General features: G+C 45.5%; 16 protein-coding genes and 1 pseudogene. 10 read left to right on the top strand and 7 right to left on the bottom strand.

The genetic code is table 11. The features are described from left to right. Nucleotides 1-22 precede the first annotated feature (22 nt). Together MiSe_RS11610 and MiSe_RS52620 are read left to right on the top strand one after the other, a co-directional pair. Nucleotides 23-2020, top strand: a complete 1998-nt coding sequence (locus MiSe_RS11610; protein WP_226579086.1) for a hypothetical protein — start codon at nt 23-25, stop codon at nt 2018-2020. Nucleotides 2021-2124: 104 nt separating this feature from the next. After that, a pseudogene (locus MiSe_RS52620) lies at nt 2125-2199 on the top strand (prepilin-type N-terminal cleavage/methylation domain-containing protein); the annotation flags it as partial. A 210-nt stretch (nt 2200-2409) separates the two neighbouring features. Here the strand turns inward: MiSe_RS52620 and fmt are convergent. Together fmt and MiSe_RS11595 are read right to left on the bottom strand one after the other, a co-directional pair. Beyond that, on the bottom strand, nt 2410-3423 hold the full coding sequence (gene fmt, locus MiSe_RS11600) for a methionyl-tRNA formyltransferase (RefSeq protein ID WP_226579083.1): 1014 nt from the start codon (nt 3421-3423) through the stop codon (nt 2410-2412). Nucleotides 3424-3543: 120 nt separating this feature from the next. Beyond that, nucleotides 3544-4308, bottom strand: a complete 765-nt coding sequence (locus tag MiSe_RS11595) for an OmpA family protein (protein WP_226579079.1) — start codon at nt 4306-4308, stop codon at nt 3544-3546. A 456-nt stretch (nt 4309-4764) separates the two neighbouring features. Here MiSe_RS11595 and MiSe_RS11590 point away from each other — a divergent pair, with 456 nt between their 5' ends. The 5 genes from MiSe_RS11590 to MiSe_RS11570 all read left to right on the top strand — a co-directional run bounded on the left by MiSe_RS11590 (nt 4765) and on the right by MiSe_RS11570 (nt 13054). Further along, nucleotides 4765-5652 carry a hypothetical protein gene (locus MiSe_RS11590; RefSeq protein ID WP_226579077.1) on the top strand — a complete coding sequence of 296 codons (888 nt, stop codon included), beginning with the start codon at nt 4765-4767 and terminating at the stop codon, nt 5650-5652. 304 nt (nt 5653-5956) lie between these two features. Beyond that, entirely contained in the window at nt 5957-7627 is a 1671-nt protein-coding gene (locus MiSe_RS11585) for an abortive infection protein (RefSeq protein ID WP_226579075.1), read from the top strand. Between the two features lie 103 nt (nt 7628-7730). Further along, nucleotides 7731-8579, top strand: coding sequence for a CBS domain-containing protein (locus MiSe_RS11580; RefSeq protein ID WP_226579073.1), 849 nt, complete (start codon nt 7731-7733; stop codon nt 8577-8579). Nucleotides 8580-8691: 112 nt separating this feature from the next. Continuing rightward, nucleotides 8692-9870, top strand: coding sequence for an RNA-guided endonuclease InsQ/TnpB family protein (locus MiSe_RS11575; RefSeq protein WP_226579071.1), 1179 nt, complete (start codon nt 8692-8694; stop codon nt 9868-9870). Then, nucleotides 9854-13054: a PAS domain S-box protein gene (locus MiSe_RS11570; RefSeq protein ID WP_226579069.1), complete on the top strand. Its 3201-nt coding sequence runs from the start codon at nt 9854-9856 to the stop codon at nt 13052-13054. Before MiSe_RS11575 ends, MiSe_RS11570 begins: the two co-directional genes overlap by 17 nt. Nucleotides 13055-13149: 95 nt before the next feature. Here MiSe_RS11570 and MiSe_RS11565 read toward each other — a convergent pair whose 3' ends face one another. The 3 genes from MiSe_RS11565 to MiSe_RS11560 all read right to left on the bottom strand — a co-directional run bounded on the left by MiSe_RS11565 (nt 13150) and on the right by MiSe_RS11560 (nt 15712). Further along, nucleotides 13150-14604 carry a transposase gene (locus MiSe_RS11565; RefSeq protein WP_226579068.1) on the bottom strand — a complete coding sequence of 485 codons (1455 nt, stop codon included), beginning with the start codon at nt 14602-14604 and terminating at the stop codon, nt 13150-13152. 261 nt (nt 14605-14865) lie between these two features. Then, nucleotides 14866-15105, bottom strand: coding sequence for a hypothetical protein (locus MiSe_RS53745; protein ID WP_444980485.1), 240 nt, complete (start codon nt 15103-15105; stop codon nt 14866-14868). An 88-nt stretch (nt 15106-15193) separates the two neighbouring features. Then, nucleotides 15194-15712, bottom strand: coding sequence for a DUF937 domain-containing protein (locus MiSe_RS11560; RefSeq protein WP_226579065.1), 519 nt, complete (start codon nt 15710-15712; stop codon nt 15194-15196). An 86-nt stretch (nt 15713-15798) separates the two neighbouring features. Here MiSe_RS11560 and MiSe_RS11555 point away from each other — a divergent pair, with 86 nt between their 5' ends. After that, nucleotides 15799-15972: a hypothetical protein gene (locus MiSe_RS11555; RefSeq protein WP_226579062.1), complete on the top strand. Its 174-nt coding sequence runs from the start codon at nt 15799-15801 to the stop codon at nt 15970-15972. A 496-nt stretch (nt 15973-16468) separates the two neighbouring features. On the opposite strand, the gene MiSe_RS11550 is transcribed toward MiSe_RS11555, so the two are convergent. Further along, nucleotides 16469-17071, bottom strand: coding sequence for a Uma2 family endonuclease (locus tag MiSe_RS11550; protein ID WP_226579059.1), 603 nt, complete (start codon nt 17069-17071; stop codon nt 16469-16471). Nucleotides 17072-17289: 218 nt separating this feature from the next. Here MiSe_RS11550 and MiSe_RS11545 point away from each other — a divergent pair, with 218 nt between their 5' ends. Beyond that, nucleotides 17290-17457: a hypothetical protein gene (locus MiSe_RS11545; protein WP_226579056.1), complete on the top strand. Its 168-nt coding sequence runs from the start codon at nt 17290-17292 to the stop codon at nt 17455-17457. Beyond that, nucleotides 17451-18998 (top strand): alkaline phosphatase D family protein, encoded by a 1548-nt coding sequence (locus tag MiSe_RS11540; protein WP_226579054.1) that lies wholly within the window; start codon nt 17451-17453, stop codon nt 18996-18998. Before MiSe_RS11545 ends, MiSe_RS11540 begins: the two co-directional genes overlap by 7 nt. Here the strand turns inward: MiSe_RS11540 and MiSe_RS11535 are convergent. Further along, nucleotides 18985-19221 (bottom strand): hypothetical protein, encoded by a 237-nt coding sequence (locus MiSe_RS11535; protein WP_226579050.1) that lies wholly within the window; start codon nt 19219-19221, stop codon nt 18985-18987. The genes MiSe_RS11540 and MiSe_RS11535 overlap by 14 nt on opposite strands. Between the last annotated feature and the right edge of the window lie 58 nt (nt 19222-19279).

Below are 19279 nucleotides of genomic sequence, written 5' to 3'. Positions count from 1 at the left end.
GTATCTTTGGATTGAAATGGCGATGAATATTCACAAGCGTGCTATAGCAATGAGTTCATACTTACTAGCTTTCTTATGGGGAATCTATATTCTTTTATCCCTCATAGGTTGGGGTGGGTTAGTTAACCGTATTCTTTTTCCAAAATATCGGATTGGATGGGGACAAAAAGCCGCTTGGGGTATGGCTTTTAGTGTAGGCGTGGGTGGGGTTTTAAATGTTACATGGACGATTTCGCCAATCACAATTTTAATTTACTTGGGATTGGGTTTCCTGCTTTGGTTAGTTGATATTTACAAAAACAGAAGCTTTGTCACCGAGTCGTTGAATAATTATCGGATCTCCTGGCAAAAGTTTCAAAAAGACAAGCTATTCATTATTGGGGTTGCTGTAATTTTAGCAATAATATTTTTGCAGTATGCTGGCTGGGTTTATGCCTATAGATTTATGGGACATGATGACTACCAGGGGTATTTTGTTTATCCCGAAAAGATGCTCCAAATTGGTTCGATAGGAATAGACCCTTTTAATAATAGAAGAATAGAAAGTGCTTTGGGTGGACAATCTTTTTTACAAACCTTTACTCTCAGCATCCTTAAAGAAGTAAATTTTAATATAATTGACCCGGGAATTGCCTTAATAATTTCTCTAGGTATTTTATGGGATTATATACAAGAAAAAAGGTTAACCGCGAAAAGAGCAGTTTTCTTGCTTTTCCTGTTTCTTTTTATTCCTTATCCCAAAGTAAACATTACCAGTAGCGTGACTTCGATGGCGCTATTTATAAGTATTTTTACAACGCTTGATTGGGATAAACTAAAAGTTTCATCTCCCCTATCTAATGCTGGTATTATTGCTATTATCACAGCAGCAATCTGCTCTCTTAAATCTACTTTTATTCCGGCTTGTGGCCTTTTATTTATTTCTAGTTATGCTTTTTACATTATTGGTGCTAAGGAAAATCGTAAAGCGGCGATCTCCGAATTTTTAATGGCTTCTACATTAGTTGTAATGTTTCTTTTGCCCTGGATGATATCGATGTACCAATCATCGGGGACATTATTTTATCCCATCTTGGGTAAAGGCTATCATGGTTCGGTCTACGGAACTTTTGTGATGCCTTCCAGTGAAGTAACCCCTGGCAAAGCCATTCAAATTACAATCTCTGCGATCGCAAGTATTTATTTTATTGCACTTTTGTTGCTTGGCTTGATTTGCATTTTCCCGCGAACCCGGACTATTGTTGGTCGCGAAGTATTTTTATCTGTTCTCATTAGTGCTGGTTTGGGGACGCTCATTGTAGCCTTAGCTGTAGGAGGTGAGAGAATTAGCGTCTATCGTTATCCCTTTCCTATTATTTACCCCGCAATAATTTTCCTGATGGTCAACGCTTTGAGTAACCCCAAAGTAGTTGAAAATACAAGTCAAACCAAAACTTCTAAGTCTTGGCTTGTGGCTATGCTGGTAGCTGGTTTGCTCATGGGGGGTTATGATAATACTAAATCGGGTGAGTCTAACTGGCAAAGGTATTCAAGTTTGATTGCTAATATCAGAGTTGGACTGAGCAATATGCCTTTGGTTTCAGACCAAGAAATTGCTCGACATATCCAAATGCAGCAATCAATTCCGGAGTCGGAACCAGTTTTAACAAGACTTGAAAAACCTTTTTTACTTAATTTTAAACGGAATCAAATCTTTGTGGTGGATTGGCCTGGAGGAGCAAGCCTTCCACCTGGTATTCCTTTCTTCAAGGGAGGTGAAGCGGTGGCTGATTATCTGATTTCAAAATCTATTAAATATGTCGCCTATTCTTATAAAAACGAAGGGGGACTGCAAAAGAAAAAATTTTCATTTCAACTTAGACCCACAGCCCATATTTGGTTGAGAACTACGGTACGGCAGGGTTTTAATTTTCAAGATAATTTAGATGAACTTGGTAAGACTAGAAAGAGAATTTACGATGACGGAGATATTTTTGTTATTGATTTATATCAATCTGTTAAAAACAGGGGAAAACAATAGAAGCTACTGAGCCAAAAACTTTGGCTGAAAAAATCCTAGTGTTTTTCACTCAAATCTAGTCTAAACTCCAGTTACAAGGTTCAACCCAGGCAAGAGATCGCCATCAAGGTATGACCCTGATTGAACTGCTAGTTGTCATCACTATCATCAGTATTTTAGCGGCGATCTTTCAAGGTTGAACATCTGCACAAGGGTGGTGGAGCCTTTTTGCACCAGTTGCAGGTCATTTTTAGGACTTACGCGCTTCCCGGTTTCTCCGAAAAATCGTTGGGAAAGGGAACCAGAGATCGACGGTCTCACCTTTGTTTCTTTTCTCGTCTTGCGTAAGTCCTGATTTTGACAAAATTCCCAACCAAAACCTTAACTTCTCACCGATGATTCACCAGCTTTTATTGTTGCAAACTCGCAGTTTCAAATACCTCTCCTATTGCTAAGCGCGTTCCATTGGCGAAGTCCCATCCAGATTGGGGGCGTTTTCCAGCTGGCTGTATTTGTTGCAATAGCAGCAATCCAGATCCGGTTTGAATAATCGGACCGATGTTTTTGGCTATGCTGACTACTTCTCCGGGACGCCCAGAATCAGATGATATTGCCGACCAATTTTGCTCTAATGCTTTTAATTTTGGCGGTAGTTGACTCCAGTAATCAGCGCCAAGGGGCGCAGTGGCGATAATTTTAATTGGATTGCCGCGAAATGTTGCCATACAATCGGGGAAGAATGCCCTGACTTGGTTGTGGATAGCGTACGCTTCCCTGGACCAATCAATGTTGTAATCTGGCTTTTTGATCGGTGGTGCATAAGTCGCTTTAGCAGAATCTTGAGGTATGGGTTCGATCTCTTGGCGTTCTAGCTTCACCAGCGTTTCCACTAACAAATCTGCCCCCAACTGTGCTAAAGTCTGCCCCAGTTGCGAGGCGTTATCCAATATCCCAATTGGCGTATAAGCTTTTAACAGCATTGGTCCGGTATCCATTCCGGCATCCATTAGCATTGTGGTGATGCCGGTTTCGGTTTCCCCGTTGTAGAGACACCACTGGATCGGCGCAGCACCCCGATATGGGGGCAAAATCGAGCCGTGGACGTTAATGCATCCGATTTTGGGCATGTCCAGAATTTTTTGGGAAAGTATTTGCCCATACGCCACCACTACGAATGCATCTGCCCCAGCTTGCCGCAGTTGTGCGAGAGTTTCGCTATCTTTTTTGACCCGCGTTGGTTGCCAAACGGGTAACGGATGCGCCAATGCAACAGTTTTCACGGGGGAAGGAACCATCTGGTTACCCCGTCCTCGACGTTTATCCGGTTGAGTGACAACTGCCAAAACTTCAAAGTCGGGATGTGCTAGTAAGCGTTCTAGGGTTGGTACGGCGAATTCAGGAGTGCCGAAGAAGACGATTTTCATGCAGGTTTGGTAATTGCTAATTGCTAATTGCTAATTGCTAATAGGTAATTGGTAATTGCTAATTGCTAATTGGTAAGAGTTTTTAGAGAAGTCTATTACCGATTACCGATTAGCCATTAATTATTCAATCGCAATTTCAATCCGGCGGTTGCGTTGCAGGTTGACTGGGGTATCGTTGGGGACAAGGGGGCGAGTTTCGCCGTATCCTACTACCAGCCAGTGGTAGCCGTCGCCTAACGCACTGGATAGATATTGGGCGATCGCTTGGGCTTGCCGAAATGATAAAATGCGGTTGTTTCTCGCTTGTCCTGCCCCGTCGGTGTGCGCCCAAATGCGGACCGTGGTTTTGGGGTAGTTTTTCAATTCGCTGGCGATTTTGTCCAAAATTGGTCCTGCCTCTGGACGCAGATCCCCAGATGTGTCTGCAAACAAAGCATCGCTGGGTAAGGTTGCGGTCTTTTGCTCTGGAGAAAAGAAGGGGGTGGAGGCAACAGGGGATGGTTCGGGATTGAGTTGCTGCTCAATTTCTGCGATTTGCTGGTTTAATTGTGCAATTTTCTGGCGATTGGCGCGACGATTTGGCAGCTTTTTCAACTGTGCCTGCAACTGCTTTAACTCTGCTTCTAGTTCCTCTTGTTCCGCCTCACCCAGTTGGGATGTCGATTCGACAGGCGTTGCTGTTTCTGTCGCAAGGGTAGGCGAAGCAGCGGGATTTGAGCCAGCAACCGGGGGGTCGAGGGATGGCAGTAGATGAGCAATCAGGGGCTTTTCTGGGGTTGGATTGGGGGATCTGATGGCGATCGCCACGCCTGCAAGCGCCGCTAAACCGCCTCCAACTGCCACTAGCAGCAATCTGAAGATAAAAACCAGTAAAAATCGCAGCATATCAGTCGATTTGGCTCTCCACTTCCCTGGATCTTAATTCCTCTTTTCATCCAACCCCCGACGATACAGGCGCTTTTTCGATGCGTCTGCTGCCCTTGGGGAGCGGAAAAATAATAGAGACAACGTAGCATTTTAGAGCCACTCGAGCAGCCAATCGCAACCAGGAGATTCCGAGACTCCAAGCGATGGGAAAGCTTGGTAACTCAATTCCTCTTTATAGCTAGCAGGCGACAAATTCCACCTTAATTTACGGAATACGACTAAAAAGCAAAATCTTTGTCTTTCCCTCGTCCTTATCGCCCTCCTGCTTCCTCTTACCTCTCGCTATTACCAGTATTAAAAAGTTTATAGAATTTTGAACATTTTACAGTCATACCTGGTATACATATAATGACGCTCAACTGACCGTTAGGCGTTGCTCCTCCCACAACAAACGCCTTTATAGAGATTTACTAAATGTCTAAACAACCGTTGCTGCGTGGATCGTTCCTCAACCAAAAATACCCGTTCCTGTTCGCAGGTGTGCTGCTGATGGCATCTGGTACGGTCGTTAGCGACTCATCTGCTTTGGCGAAAAAGTCCGTGGAGACGCGATCGCCATCGGGTCAGCGGGTGCAAAAAGCGAAGGCAATCCCCCATCGGGGAACTGCCGTCCCTCAAGCACAAGAAGCATCGGAAACCGACCCCCTCGGTAGTCCCTATCCGATTCCCTGGAATTGGATTATGAAAACCTACGAGCAAGTTAGCTCGACCAGGGGGTCCGGTGTCCGTCAATATCGCACCCCGGCGGTCATTTCCCCCGATGGCAAGTTTGCCGCTTATACCCGCGTTCAGATGCAGGTTAAACCGGAATTGTACGAAAGCCGCGTTAGCAGCGTCATGTTTGTGGAAAATCTGCAAACTGGGGAATTGCGGGTGATATCTGCTACTTCTCCCTTGGCGAATACACCCAAACCGAACGAAGCTGCTGATATGCCGGGGGTGATTTCGGTTTTAGTCCCGGTTTCTTGGTCGGCAGGGGGCGATCGCTTGCTAGCACGCCAGTTTGAAGGCGGTTTGAGCGCCTCGGATGCTTCCGACTACGCGGTGATTTGGGAACGTCAATCAAACCGCGCCACGACTATCGCCCCAGGCGAAAATGTCGGGTATAGCAACGCTACCTTGTTGGGTTGGAGTAAAGCCAATCCCAATCAGGTCATCTTCCGCGCTGGCGAATTAGGCGATGAAAAGATGCCGTTGTGGGCAGTTGGCATGAACGGTCAAACCGTCGCCGCCGTTGAAGATCAACCCGTGGTCTTCGGGCGCACTATGCGTTATGCTTGGGCAGGCCCTCAAGCATTTTAATCCCCTAGGGGCGCACACCTGTGCGCCCATATTCAGTTCTGTTATGTAGAAAAAATTATTCGATTCTTAAAGCAATTAATTAACATGAATACCATTATTTTTTTTTATAATTATAATTATCATTGTTATATTTTTAGGGTTATTTTTAACTTATAAAAACAGCAAGAATTATCAGATTTCAAGAATATCAAATTACGAAATTTATAGCGAAGATACTTTTTATAAAACAAGTTATTACCCGTTAGAACAAACAATTTCATCAAGCCTCTATCAACCCGTGGGAGTGTGGACGGGAAGGTTGATATTGCCAGCGAAAGAATTAAGAGAAATACAGGATAAAACTATATTATTTGAAGTTCAAAAGACCGATCGTTTCCATGATAATTTAGTCGGAAAGACTGTAAATTTGAAATGGAGTGACAAAAAAGAGGTGCAAGAATATGTCCAAAGCGTGACGCTGGATGTTCGCTTCACTCAAGAAACTAAAAAGAGTCAAAAATCGGGACAGCTTCATCCAGAAAGATTGAATAACTGGAAAAAAGTTGACCCGTTAGAATCTTTGGCGGGTGCAAGAGGGCAGGATGATGTTATAGTCATGCTCAAAAATCCAGCGGTTGTATCTAGGGATAGCGGCGAAAAGGTTTCCTTGGTAATTGACCGAGAACCAGTGCAAGTCACCGCAAGATTTTATGGTTTAGTGACTATTATTAAAAGGAAAAAAAAAGATAGCGATCGCTTCCTAGTTCGTCACTATAATAAAAGCTCAAAACAATTCGACGATATCCCAGAAACAATTCGCATTCCTCAAGTACCAGCTGACCGAGATGGTATTCCCAGATCGACGAATATAAAAATAGAATCATCTCCCCTCAATTCGCAAGGTTGGTATATTTATGGCGCCAAAGGTGCGGATGGCATTTTTGTCGTGCAAGCGATTGAACCCCGCGCCATTTTGCGACTGAAACCCGATGAAGTGCGGTTGGGATTGCCAGCGGGAAAGTATTATATTAAGCATAAAATTTGGAAAAATGTCGCCAGAGAAAAAGGAACGGCAAAAACCGTTTTACTTGACCCAGTTGCTCAAAAGAAAACCGAAGCAGTAGGTAAGTGGCGCGAGGGAGATCGGGCAATTGTTATTCATACTTTTGGGGGAATAGGCGGGAAAAAAGCAGAACCCACACCCCTGGGGATGGTGACGGGGCATTTTAGTTATGGAATTGCCCGTGTAGTGCGCGATCGCTTCACCAATGAGTTACGCTTTGATATCGAATATCAACAAGTCTACGCCCATAACCCGGATGGAATTATAGCAGGGTCAATTAAATGGTCTAGTTACATGGGAGATTTATGGCGAGGGTGGCTAGGAACTAGACCTGTTTGTGATATTATCGTCAAACTCGATGCGGTGACTGAGGATTACAATTTTGATGGCATTAAATTATCCCCCCTGGGTGAATTTACCCGCCAATTGGATATCATGATGGCACGTTACCGCATCGGGGATGGAACGGGTGCAGCAATTGTGACGCCTGCGACTTCTTGCGTACAAGACTCAAACTTTGCACTTTACGCGACGATTAAGCAGATTCAAGCAGATATTGCCTCAAATTCCCAAATTCAAGATTGGTTGCAGCGCCATCCTAATGAACCGCAAACATTGCGGTTTCAGAAATTAGTAGAATTGGGGCGATCCCTGGAAAAAAACTTGATTCCCTGGCGAACCGTGCGTTCGGATTGGTATTACAGTACCGCTGAATTGGCAGGAACTCGCCAACCAGATAGTTTAATCTTAACCTTGATCAAAGCGATTACAACTTGGCGCACGATAATGCCGCGTCAGGCACAGGATGAAATTGCCACAATTTTATTAAAAAATGGCGGTTCGCTTTGGATAATTCGCACCAATCAAGTGGGAGGTTTTGACCCAGATATTGCACCCCTTGCTACTACTGCTTTTAGGCGATGGAACATCTAGTATCATAGGATACAACGGTTTGATGTCGCAACAAAAAGTCAAAGTGTGTTATATCTGCTTTTAAGCTGAAATCTTAACCTGTAGCTAGCTTCAGTAAGGAATTATGCATATCCCCGATCCTATGGATTTACCGACTCTGGAGCAGGTAACGATCTCCTCTGCTTTGACTGTCAAAAAAAATACATTGGTGAAAAATGTAATTCTTTGGATGAGCCAGGGAAGGGGCACTGATTTGAGCTTATCAGAACAAGATTTTTCCTCTGAATTGAACTTGCCCAGTCAAGCACCAAGTAGTTGTGCATTAGTGGTTGAAAATAGACAATTATTAGGAATATTCACAGAGCGAGATGTAGTGCGGCTGATTGCTTCTGGCATGGATTTATCCAGGACAGAAATTTCTCAGGTGATGACGCAACCAGTTGTGACGCTCGCCCTTTCTGAAACTCAAAATGCCCTGACTGCTTTATCTTTAATGCGTCAGCATCGGATTCGACACTTGCCTGTGGTAGATGAGTCGGGGCAATTGGTGGGTTTAGTCACCGAGTCGAAATTGCTACAAGCGATCGCTCCCTTAGAAATGGCTGAGGATCTAAGCGCTCGCCAGCAATTAGAGTTAGAGTTACCCCATCGGGAACGGCAATTTTCAACTTTGGTGGAGAACTCCCCAGATATTATTTTTCGGCTCGATCGCCACCTGCGCCACATTTACATCAATGCCAGAGTAAGGCAAGAATCTGGCATTCCACCAGAGCAATTTTTGGGTAAAACGGGACGGGAGTTGGGACTTCCGACTGAGGTTTGCGATATCTTTGAATCTGCCTGCTATCAAGCTTTCGCCACAGGAGAGATAACGCGGGTAGAGTACCGCATCGGTGACAAATACTTCCTTTCCCGTCTGATTCCCGAAAGGACAACCGATGGCGCCATCGAATCGCTGATGGGCATTACCTAAAATAGCACGGGAGCATTTCATCCACCGTGATTTATCCGGTGGATGAAATGCGACAAGGGCTTATTTATTCGCCGTCTTTACCCAGTTTAGTAACAAGTGCTAAAATAATCGCATGGGTCAAGTAACTATCACGCTAAAACTAAAGTTTTCCGCTCTCAATCAAGCCAAAGCAAAGATGTTTGGTGAGATGACCGAGTCAAATACTCGTTTAGCTAATTGGCTGTTAACTATCCCTCTGACAGAAAGAAGAAAGTTAACCACAGCCAAGGTAGAAACTTCACTCATGTCTGCCCTAGCAAATCAGACAATTCGGCACACCACATCTGGAGTTGGCAAGAAAGTAAAACAATACAAATCCCTGCCCCCAGAGATCAATAAACAGAACTGGTCAATCCATAAAGTTGGTGAAACTTATAGCTTAAGTTTTCCCACCATCAAAGGAACGAAGCGAGTCCCCGTAGAAGTAGCATCAAAGCATTGGCAACCAATCTTAGATAGGTTATGCAAAGGTGATACCTTGATTGATAAAGGTTCTGCGAAAATAATCTTTCATCGAAATAAGTGGTATGCCTATATCTCGATTACTTTGGAAGTTCCAGAAGTTCCGGCGACGACCAGAATTGGTTGTGATAGAGGGCAGAACAATCTAGCAGTGGTAGCAACCGCCAAAGGGTTTGGCAAGTTCTTTAACGGCAAAGAGGTAAAACATCGTCGTCGTCACTTCCAAAAGCGTCGTCATTCTTTGCAGTCTGCCAAGAAATTTCGCGCTCTGAAAAAGTGGGACAGAAGAGAGCGTAGATGGATGGATGCCGTTAATCACACCATTAGCAGAAGGATTGTTAGATTGGCGGAATATCTCAATGCTGATGTGGTGATTGAAGACTTGGAAGGTTGTCGAGATACCATGAAGCAGAGGAAAAAGAATCGTGCTGATAGTGGTGAATCAAGGCATTCTTGGGCGTACTACTCTTTGGAGCAGAAACTAGATTATAAGTTAGCTCTCAAAGGGTTAAAGCTAATCAAGCGTCCGGCTCCATACACTAGCAAATCTTGCTCAACCTGCGGAACCATTGGAGACCGAAAAAAACACGACTTTAACTGTCCTAATGGTCACTACCACAACGCCGATTTAAATGCTTCGAGAAATCTAGCCGGGTGGGATGGTTTCTCATGTTCTTTAGACCTAAAGAGAGATGCTGCTGTAATGGTTTCATCCGGTCTAGAGAATGGGTTGCTTGGCACAACCCCGAACTTGATGAAAGATATTCTCCCTAGTGGAGAGTATCTGTAGACGCAAGAATCCCCGTCAATTTATTGCGGGGAGTGTCAACGAAGATATTACCCAGCGCCAGCAAGCGGAAATTCAACTCCAGGAAATGGCAAATGCGTTGCAACTACTCTATGACCATGCCCCCTGTGGCTATCACTCCATCGATAAAGATGGGGTTTTTGTCCGCATCAACGATACCGAACTCCAGATGCTGGGGTATACGCGAGATGAAGTCATTGGTAAGATCAAGTTTCCTGATATACTTACGGCTGAAAGCTTACAAACCTTCCAAGAAAATTTTCCCCTGTTCAAACAGCGAGGCTGGGTGCGAGATCTGGAGTTCCAAATTGTTCGCAAAGACGGCTCTATTTTTCCTGCCAGCGTGAGTGCAATCGCCATTAAAGACGCAGCCGGGAACTACCTAATGAGCCGCTCAATTATGGTCGATATTAGCGAGAGAAAGCGGCTGGAAGCAGAACGCCAACAAGCTGAGCAAAATCTGGCAGAGTCTGAGGCACAGTATCGGCTGTTATTTGAAAACAATCCTAATCCGATGTGGGTTTTCCATCCAGAAACTCTGGCTTTTTTAGCTGTGAATCAGGCGGCGATCGCTCACTATGGCTATTCCGAAGCAGAATTTCTGGCTATGACCATTGCCGATATTCGACCAACGGAAGATATTCCGGCTTTTCAGGCAACAATTAGCGAGATTTTCTTAACTGATGACGACTTTGCTTATCGAGGAGAATCGCGACATTGCAAGCGGGATGGTGCGATTATCGATGTTGAAATTACCTGCCATCGGATTACTTGGTCAGGAAAATCTGCCTATTTTGTTATGGTCAAGGATATTAGCGAAAGGCAAGCCGCGCTGCGCGAACGCAAACAAGCCGAAGCAGCTCTCCGAGAGAGCGAACATCGGCTATCGACTCTGATTAGCAATCTACCTGGTTATGTCTATCGCGTTGCCAACGATTTGGACTATACCCCTGAATTTATTAGTGAGGGGGTGTTTGCCGTGACCGGAAATCGCCAGGAAGAATATCTGGTGGAACGCACCATTTCTTGCGGGCAGGAAATTCATCCAGAGGATCGCGATCCGATCTGGGAGATGGTTCAGCAAGCAGTTGAAAGCCAGAAACCCTATGAATGTATCTATCGCATTATCACCAAATCCGGTATGCAGAAATGGGTCTGGGAACGGGGACGGGGTATCTATGCAGAAAACGACGAACTACTTTGCCTAGAAGGGTTTGTCACAGATATTAGCGAACGGCAAGCCGCGCTGCGCGAACGCAAACAAGCTGAAGAGGATTTAAAGCAAAGCGAGCAGAAATTTCGCGCTATTTTCAATAGTACTTTCCAATTTATGGGACTCCTGACCACTGAGGGGATTGTAGTCGCAGCTAATCAAACAGCTCTAGATGTCATTGCAGCCGATCTTGCAGATGTGATGGGAAAACCTTTCTGGGAAACACCGTGGTGGACACATTTTCCCCAACAACAAAAGCAATTGCAGGAGGCGATCGTCAGTGCAGCCAGCGGTGAGTTCGTGCGTTTTGAATCCAAACATATCTGGGTTGATGGTACATTAGCTTTTGTAGACTTTTCCCTCAAGCCAGTTTTTGATGAAGGTGGGAAAGTCGTAATGCTAATTCCTGAAGGACGGGATATTAGCGATCGCCAACTTGCCGAACAGAAAATCGCCGAACAAGCTGCTTTAATTGATATAGCTACCGATGCAATTAGTGTCCGAGATTTAGACAACCGGGTGATATTTTGGAGCCAAGGGTCTGAACGCTTATATGGCTGGACCGCAGCAGAAGCTGTAGGGAAAAAAATTTCCGAACTTGTATACAAAGACCTTTCCTCTGAATTTGAGGTAGCCGTAAATGACACTCTCGAAAAAGGGTCTTGGCAAGGGGAGTTAGAGAAAGTCACCAAAACTGGCAAAAAAATCATTGTTGCCAGTCGCTGGACGCTGGTGCGCGATGAATCCGGGCAACCCAAATCGATTCTAGTAGTCAGCAGCGACATTACAGAAAAGAAACAACTGGAGCGGCAATTTTACCGTGCCCAAAGGCTGGAAAGCTTAGGAACTCTAGCAAGTGGTATCGCCCACGACCTTAACAACGTCTTCACCCCTATCTTAATGATTTCTCAATTACTACCGTTAAAATTCAACGATATCGATCGGCAAACTCAGGAACTCTTAAACACCTTAGAAGATAGTACCAAGCGCGGAGTCGATTTGGTTAAACAAATTCTTACCTTTGCCCGTGGTACAGAAGGAAAACACATCGTCTTGCAAGTCGGACATTTGCTTAAAGAAGTAGCAAAAATTGCCCAACAGACTTTTCCTAAATCGATTAAAATCCGCACTGAAATTCCGGCAAACTCTCTCTGGTCGGTGAAAGCCGACCCCACTCAACTGCATCAGATTTTGATCAACATCGTAGTCAATGCTCGTGACGCCATGCCCAATGGTGGTATGCTCAGCATCTGCGCCGAAAATCGCTTCATCGATCAAACCTATGCCGGGATGAACTTAGACGCCCATGTAGGAAATTACATCGTTATCACCATTGCCGATACAGGCATAGGTATTCCCCCAGAAATCATCGATCGGATTTTTGACCCCTTTTTCACCACAAAAGAAGTTGGGAAAGGTACTGGACTGGGGCTGTCAACAGTTTTAGGTATCGTTAAGAACCACGGTGGGTTTTTACAGGTGTTAAGTGATGTAGGCAAAGGTACTCAATTTCAGGTGTACTTGCCAGCAGCAGCGGGAACGGCAACCGAGGTAACAACAGAGACAGAACTATTTAGAGGTAACGGCGAATTGATTTTGATTGTTGATGACGAATCAGCTGTGCGACAAATTACTACAGCATCGCTGGAGGAACATAATTACAAAACACTTGTAGCAGGTGATGGGATTGAAGCGATCGCTCTCTACGCCACACATAGCGCAGAAATCAGCGTAGTGTTGATGGATATGATGATGCCGAACATGGATGGATTAACTGCGATTCGTATCCTGCGATCGCTGAATCCAGAGGTAAAAATTATTGCTAGCAGCGGTTTGTCTGCTAACTGTCAACAGTTGATGGCGTTGGGTGCAAAGGCGTTTTTGTTGAAACCTTACACAACACAGGAGTTATTGCAGACTTTATCACAAGCGATCGCCACCACCACAGACTAGAAACCGGATTTAGATTGAGCCACTCCCCGCTCTAAAGAGACGGGGATTGGGGCCAGGAATTAAGGTTAACTTTTCGCCCTTTAATAGCTATCTGGTTAACATTTCCTGACTCCGCCCTTGACCACTCCAAGGGAGAATGAGACTGCCAAATGAGAGGACTCGCCTAATTGTTCGCGGTTTGTTTGAAAATCCTTCCTTGCCTCGTGCAAGTAAGGCTCCGACCTTTCCCACTGCTCGACAGCGAGATGCAATAGAAGGACATCTTCCTCATTAACGAATCTACCCAAATAAGCACTCCATAGATCGCGATGCATCGCAAAACCCATTTGGTCAAAATGAACGCGCTCCGACAGTTTTTTCTTGATGCGTTCACCTGTCAAATGAGTTTGCGACAGTGCCGTTTTTTGGGTAGAAAACTTAATCAATTGACCCCCGGCACTTTCAGCCTTGCGAGCCAACTCAGATTGGACAAAACCAGGAGATTTAGCAGAAATTGCCTTACCGTATCGTTTCTGCCACGATCTTACCGATACATTTTCGGTTTTGATATGTTTACCGTGCCTCAAAATATCGTTAACAATCTTACGGTTTTGAGATTTGGCATAGGCACTCTTGCGGCGTTCTAGCTCTCTTTTCTTTCTGGCTATCTTTTGATATGTTTTAGACCTTTTCCATTGTCGAATACCTTTTTTGTGCTTACCTTTTTTAACAACAGATCTGCGTCCTACACGCTTCGTAAAGTCAGTTTCATAGTTCCGAGGGTTTGAGCAACGTTGTGAGCGTTGCATTTGACGCTGTAAAGCTTTGATTTCCCGTTCGTAAGTTGGTACTTGCTCCGCGAATGGGATTAGTCCAGCTTTGCTATCTCCAACGAAGGCAATATTGGAAATATTCAAATCTAAACCAATGACTCCATCAGCCACATAGTTTTTTTCTTTCTGGTATGGCAATCCAGCGTTAATTAGTTGAACGTACCAACGTCGTTTGCCATTTAACTCTCGCCACAACAGGCGAACGTATTTAATTGGGGAATTTAAACCGTGTTGAATTACAGGGTTATCCTCGTCGATTATCGGCAACAGTTTTGACTTACCCCAAACTAACTGGTTATCTTTCCACCTGACGCCTTGCTTGTTAGTTTTGCCTTCAATGCTTCTAAATCTAGTCGGTACTTTATAGCGGACATTCTTAGCTCTGTTAAACAAGACTTTTTCGCTGGATCTAAAGGCTCTGGTGGCTAAGGCTTGTTGGGTGTTGGAGTCAATTAGTTGAGCTATCCATTTGGAACGGTTGCTAACGATTGTGGCATAGGATTGGATGTCGTAATCGGAATATTTACAAGCTCGGCGCGCGGCGGTGAAGGCGTCGCTTCTTGCTTTTTTTGACTGGCGATCTATTTGTTTGGCTAATTGGTAAGTTTCACAGTTACGTACCAGGTTCATTCTTGCCATTGCTTCGTTGAGGCAGGCATTGTATAGTTGTCGTGCTGCTTGAAAACGAGATAGCTGCTTTTCTTGCAAGCTATCTACGATTAATGGCAGTTCTGTCACGAATGTTGATCTCTTACTTTTAGCCAATTACTATTACCTCCCTAATTAATCTATTCTTAAATTCTACACAATCTTGTCAAGTCAAAAGTCAACATTAATTAAGCTTAATATTGACGGCAGATAAATCTGCTCGTGTCGCGTTTGGGCCCCGCAATGAATTGACGGGGCTACCACGCTCCCGTTATTTTTAGGTGTAGATCTGTAATTTTTTTTCCCAACAGCTGGCGGGCGATCCGCCCACCCCACAAGCAATTTTCCCAACTACTGGCGGGCGATCCGCCCACCCCACAAGAAAATTTGTTTTGTGGCATAGGCGCTGGCGGGCGATCCGCCCACCCCACAAGCAATTTTCCCAACTACTGGCGGGCGATCCGCCCACCCCACAAGAAAATTTGTTTTGTGGGATAGGCGCTGGCGGGCGATCCGCCCACCCCACAAGCAATTTTCCCAACTACTGGCGGGCGATCCGCCCACCCCACAAGAAAATTTGTTTTGTGGCATAGGCGTCTCGCCTGTCTTTGATCCCATATTCCGCAGGTTCCGAAGGAACCTGCGGAATATGGGTTTGATCTTAATATTTTGGAGAAGTCTATTGACCTAGAAAACCACCAGCCATCCGCATGGCATCGGCGATATCAACATCGCCATCACCGTCTGCATCTAAGAAAGAATTTAGTACCGGATTTGCACCGGCTTGATCTTGAGTCGGGGCACCTGTTTTGAGGAAATTCAGCACCAGAGGTACTAAAGTAGGCAGCATTTGTTGGATTGTATTGGGGTCTAATCCCGTCCTTTGGGCAACTGCTTCAATGATAGGTTGTAATTGCGAGCCAAATAACGCAGTCACGGCGGCGATATTTGGGGAAGTACCGCCAAATTGATTCACCAAGTTTTGCACTGCATCGTTACCGCCTTCTGCTTGTTTTTCCTGTAGTGCGGAACGAACAAAACCACCCACAACTGACATAGCAGATTGCATGGTTGAAGCATCTGCTCCTTGATTATTACCCAGTTGCTGCATCGTGCCGAAAATACCAGCAAGTTGACCTGCATTCGCTTGCAGGTTGGGATCGTTCACCGCATTCATAATTTGGTCAAAAAGCCCCATATTTTTTTGCTCCTATTTCTGTGGGTTCAGCGTTTTCAGGGCGCTAGCTGTAAGGTGAAACGCGTAGGAAAATTTTACCACTGTTTGTGGCAGAGAAAGACTGGCAAGGATTGGTGTCCGGGTGCGGCAGAAAGGAAACCGCTAGGGCACTCTCCGACATGCGATCGCATCCCGCACGAGGTGGTACTCAAGGTTACAGGACTTACGCAAAAAAACAAAGGGCGATCCAAAAAATCGTGGGTTTCGACTCGCGAGATTGACGCAGTGGGTTTTTGGCTCCGGGTGCGTAAGTCCTGGGTTAGTTCTGGGGAAACAGAGCGATCGCCCATGCTCCGGCAGCAAGTCCAGCACTAAAGCTCGCAGGTTCTAATCAATTTGAACCGAATTGTTGAGCTTGCTTTTTTGCTAAAAAAACGCAAGTTGCTAGTTATAAACTTTGGCGTTGCAAGCTTGCAAGCTTGCAAGCTTGCTAATATAGGATTTTTACCAATCTCGCCATTAGCCATTAGCCATTAGCCGCTCCCAGAGAGATAACTAGCAACTTGAGTTAAAAAATGAATTTTTGTAAGGGTTCGTAAAAAATACCTGATACCACTTTGTCACAGGTTTTATAACGAAAACAAAGCCAGCAAAAAGGAAATAAAATGTCCGGCTAATTGCTAATTGCTAATTGCTAATATAGGATTTTTCCTGATTGAGCCATTAGCGATTAGCTATTAGCAGTTACACAACCGTTGCTACTGGACATGATATTAATCACCAAATTTTTGCCATCCGCAAGACAAATCCTGGTAGCTCTGGTTCGCAGCTCACTGTCTCGGGATTATCTAAGATTTCAGGTTCTCGCTCGGGGCGGTAGATGTAAACTTTTCGGTTTTTGCGATCGATTAATAAGCCTAGTGATGCACCGTTGTCAATATATTCCTGCATTTTGTTTTGCAAGCCACTGAGGGTATCGCTAGAAGACCGTAATTCAATTACAAAGTCTGGACAAATCGGTGCAAATGAGGCTTTTTGTTCTTCAGTTAAGGCATTCCAGCGCTCTAGTTTAATCCAGGAAGCATCCGGAGAACGAGTTGCCCCATTCGGCAAAGTAAAGCCTGCACTGGAGTCAAACGTTTCACCTGTGCCATCTTGTTCTGCCCAGTTCGCAAGTTGTTGAGAAATTTTAATGTTTCGATTACCTGTATCTGAAAAGGCTGGTGACATAATGATAACTTCCCCACTGGCAGTACGCTCAATTCTCAAATCGCGATTGGCTAGACAGAATTCGTAGAACTGTTCAACAGTCATCGATTTGATAGCAGGGAGATTGACCCTCAGTGGGACGCTCATGCTTTGAATTAGCAGCGTCGTCATTGTTTTTCCTCAGTTGGTTTTGGCGTGAAGTAGTGACAGAATACCCTGAGCTGATCCGCTCCTAGTTTTAGCGACTAAATCGATCCTACACTCATTACTCCCATCCCGCTAGAAGATTATGTACTTCTTCTTTTCTCTTCCTTCGTGTTCTTCGCGTCTTCGCGGTTCATTCAATACAAATTCTTCCGGCGGGAAGGGAGTAACATTTCTGACAATCAATGCCATCGCCTGTAAAGAGCGGTTATGGTGGTGTAACTCAGATACCAAGAGGCAGGCGGATGAGTGAAGGAGTCAAAGGAATGCAGTGGGAATATAACAAAACAAATTTCGATCGCAACCTGGCAGTCGTTATCGGCATCAATCTCGAACAGCGGTATCGATGGTAAACTGTTTGTCGGTAAAATGCGATCAACCTTTGTCAGAGGAAAAGATGACAGATAACGTTTTTGTGCATGGCGTAGCCAGTGGAGATCCACTCGAAGATCGGGTGGTGATTTGGACGCGAGTCACCACACCCACACCCGAACCTGTAGAAGTCAACTGGAAAATAGCCAGCGATTCAAACTTGAGCAATATCATTGCTTCTGGTACAGCCTTAGCTCAAGCGGATGCAGACTACACGGTTAATGTTGATGTCACTGGTTTGGCACCTGCAAGCAGATACTTTTACCAGTTTGAGGCACTCGGTCAAACATCACCCGTCGGCAGAACCAAGACCTTGCCGACAAACGGTGTTGGGCATCTGCGTTTCGCTCAGGTGTCCTGCGCGAAATTCAACGCTGGCTTTTTTAACGCCTATAGTTGCATTGCAGCAAGGGATGACCTTGACTTTCTACTACATTTAGGCGATTACATCTACGAAGCCTCCAACAAGCCGCCAGCGAGCCAAACACCGGGTGCAGACATCGGTCGTCCGTTTGACCCGCTTCACGAGTGCAAGACACTTGCAGATTACCGCCGCCGCTACGCGCAGTATCGCCGCGACCCCGATGTACAACGTCTCCATGCAGCACTACCTCTGATTGCGACCCTCGACGATCACGAATTCGCTGATGGTGCATGGCGTGATGGCGCTAGCGAACACAAGCCAGAACGCGATGGCGATTGGGCTAGCCGTCGCGCGATCGCGTTCCAAGTACGCTGGGAATGGTTACCAGCACGCAAACCCGATCCACAAGACCCACAAAGAGTTTTCCGTAAAGTGTCCCTGGGCGGGTTAGCCGATTTAATATTGATTGACACTCGTACTCGTCGTGATGAACCTGTACCACCGCCAGCAATGTTTGACCCAGCAAGGTCTGCTCTGGGTGCTGAACAACGTACTTGGTTGCTGGAACAGTTCGATACATCGAATGCCCAATGGAAATTATTGGCAAACCCATCGGTAATGGCGACAACGTGGAGTAAAGATTTCCCACCAACAATCAAGCAAGCACTACTGAAGCTGAAGCTGATCGATGTTGACGGTATTGGTCCAGATTACGATCAATGGGACGGCTATCCTGTTGAGCGCGATTTACTTCTGAACCACTGGCGAGACAATCAGATCAAAAATGTTGTTGTACTTAGCGGTGATGTCCACGTCGGGCTAGCGATTGAGCTAAAGCGAGATGCCTTCGACCAGACAGAAGAACCAATCGCTGTTGAGTTTGTGACTGGTAGCTTGACTTCACAGAACCTTGACGACAAAATGGGTTGGGCAGCGCGCACACAGTCTATTCCCATTGAGCAAGAGGTCATGAAGGCTTTCCCTCACATGCGCTGGTGTGACTTTGACAGTCATGGTTACGTGATTATTGATGTCACTTCCGAACGAGTTACAGCACAATGGTGGGCTGTTGATACAGTATTGCGTCCCAGCAACAATGAAACATGTATGGCGGTCTGGGCGGTTGAGTCAGGTAAGCCAAAACTCACTCAAGGCTAGCTAAAAATTTAACCTGTCCGGCGGAATTCCCCATCCGCCTGTGCGGTGGGGATGGTACGCCCTTGGGAAAATCAGGGGTGTCGAACCCCTGATTTTCCCAATCTCCTGCCCGATTGACAGATCCAGGAACCGGACAACCCCGATGGCGCCTTAATTGCTCGGTTACAGCGGATTGCAAGTCAGTGAGGTACAGCCTTTTGGCGCTTCGTTTGTGTAGCGGCACCCTTAAGAGTGCCGCTACACAAACCTTCGCGATTTCGCTGTACTTCACTCGGCTGCAA

Source organism: Microseira wollei NIES-4236, assembly GCF_020521235.1.
Lineage (GTDB): Bacteria > Cyanobacteriota > Cyanobacteriia > Cyanobacteriales > Aerosakkonemataceae > Microseira > Microseira wollei.
This window is presented reverse-complemented; position numbering and strand designations above follow the sequence as displayed.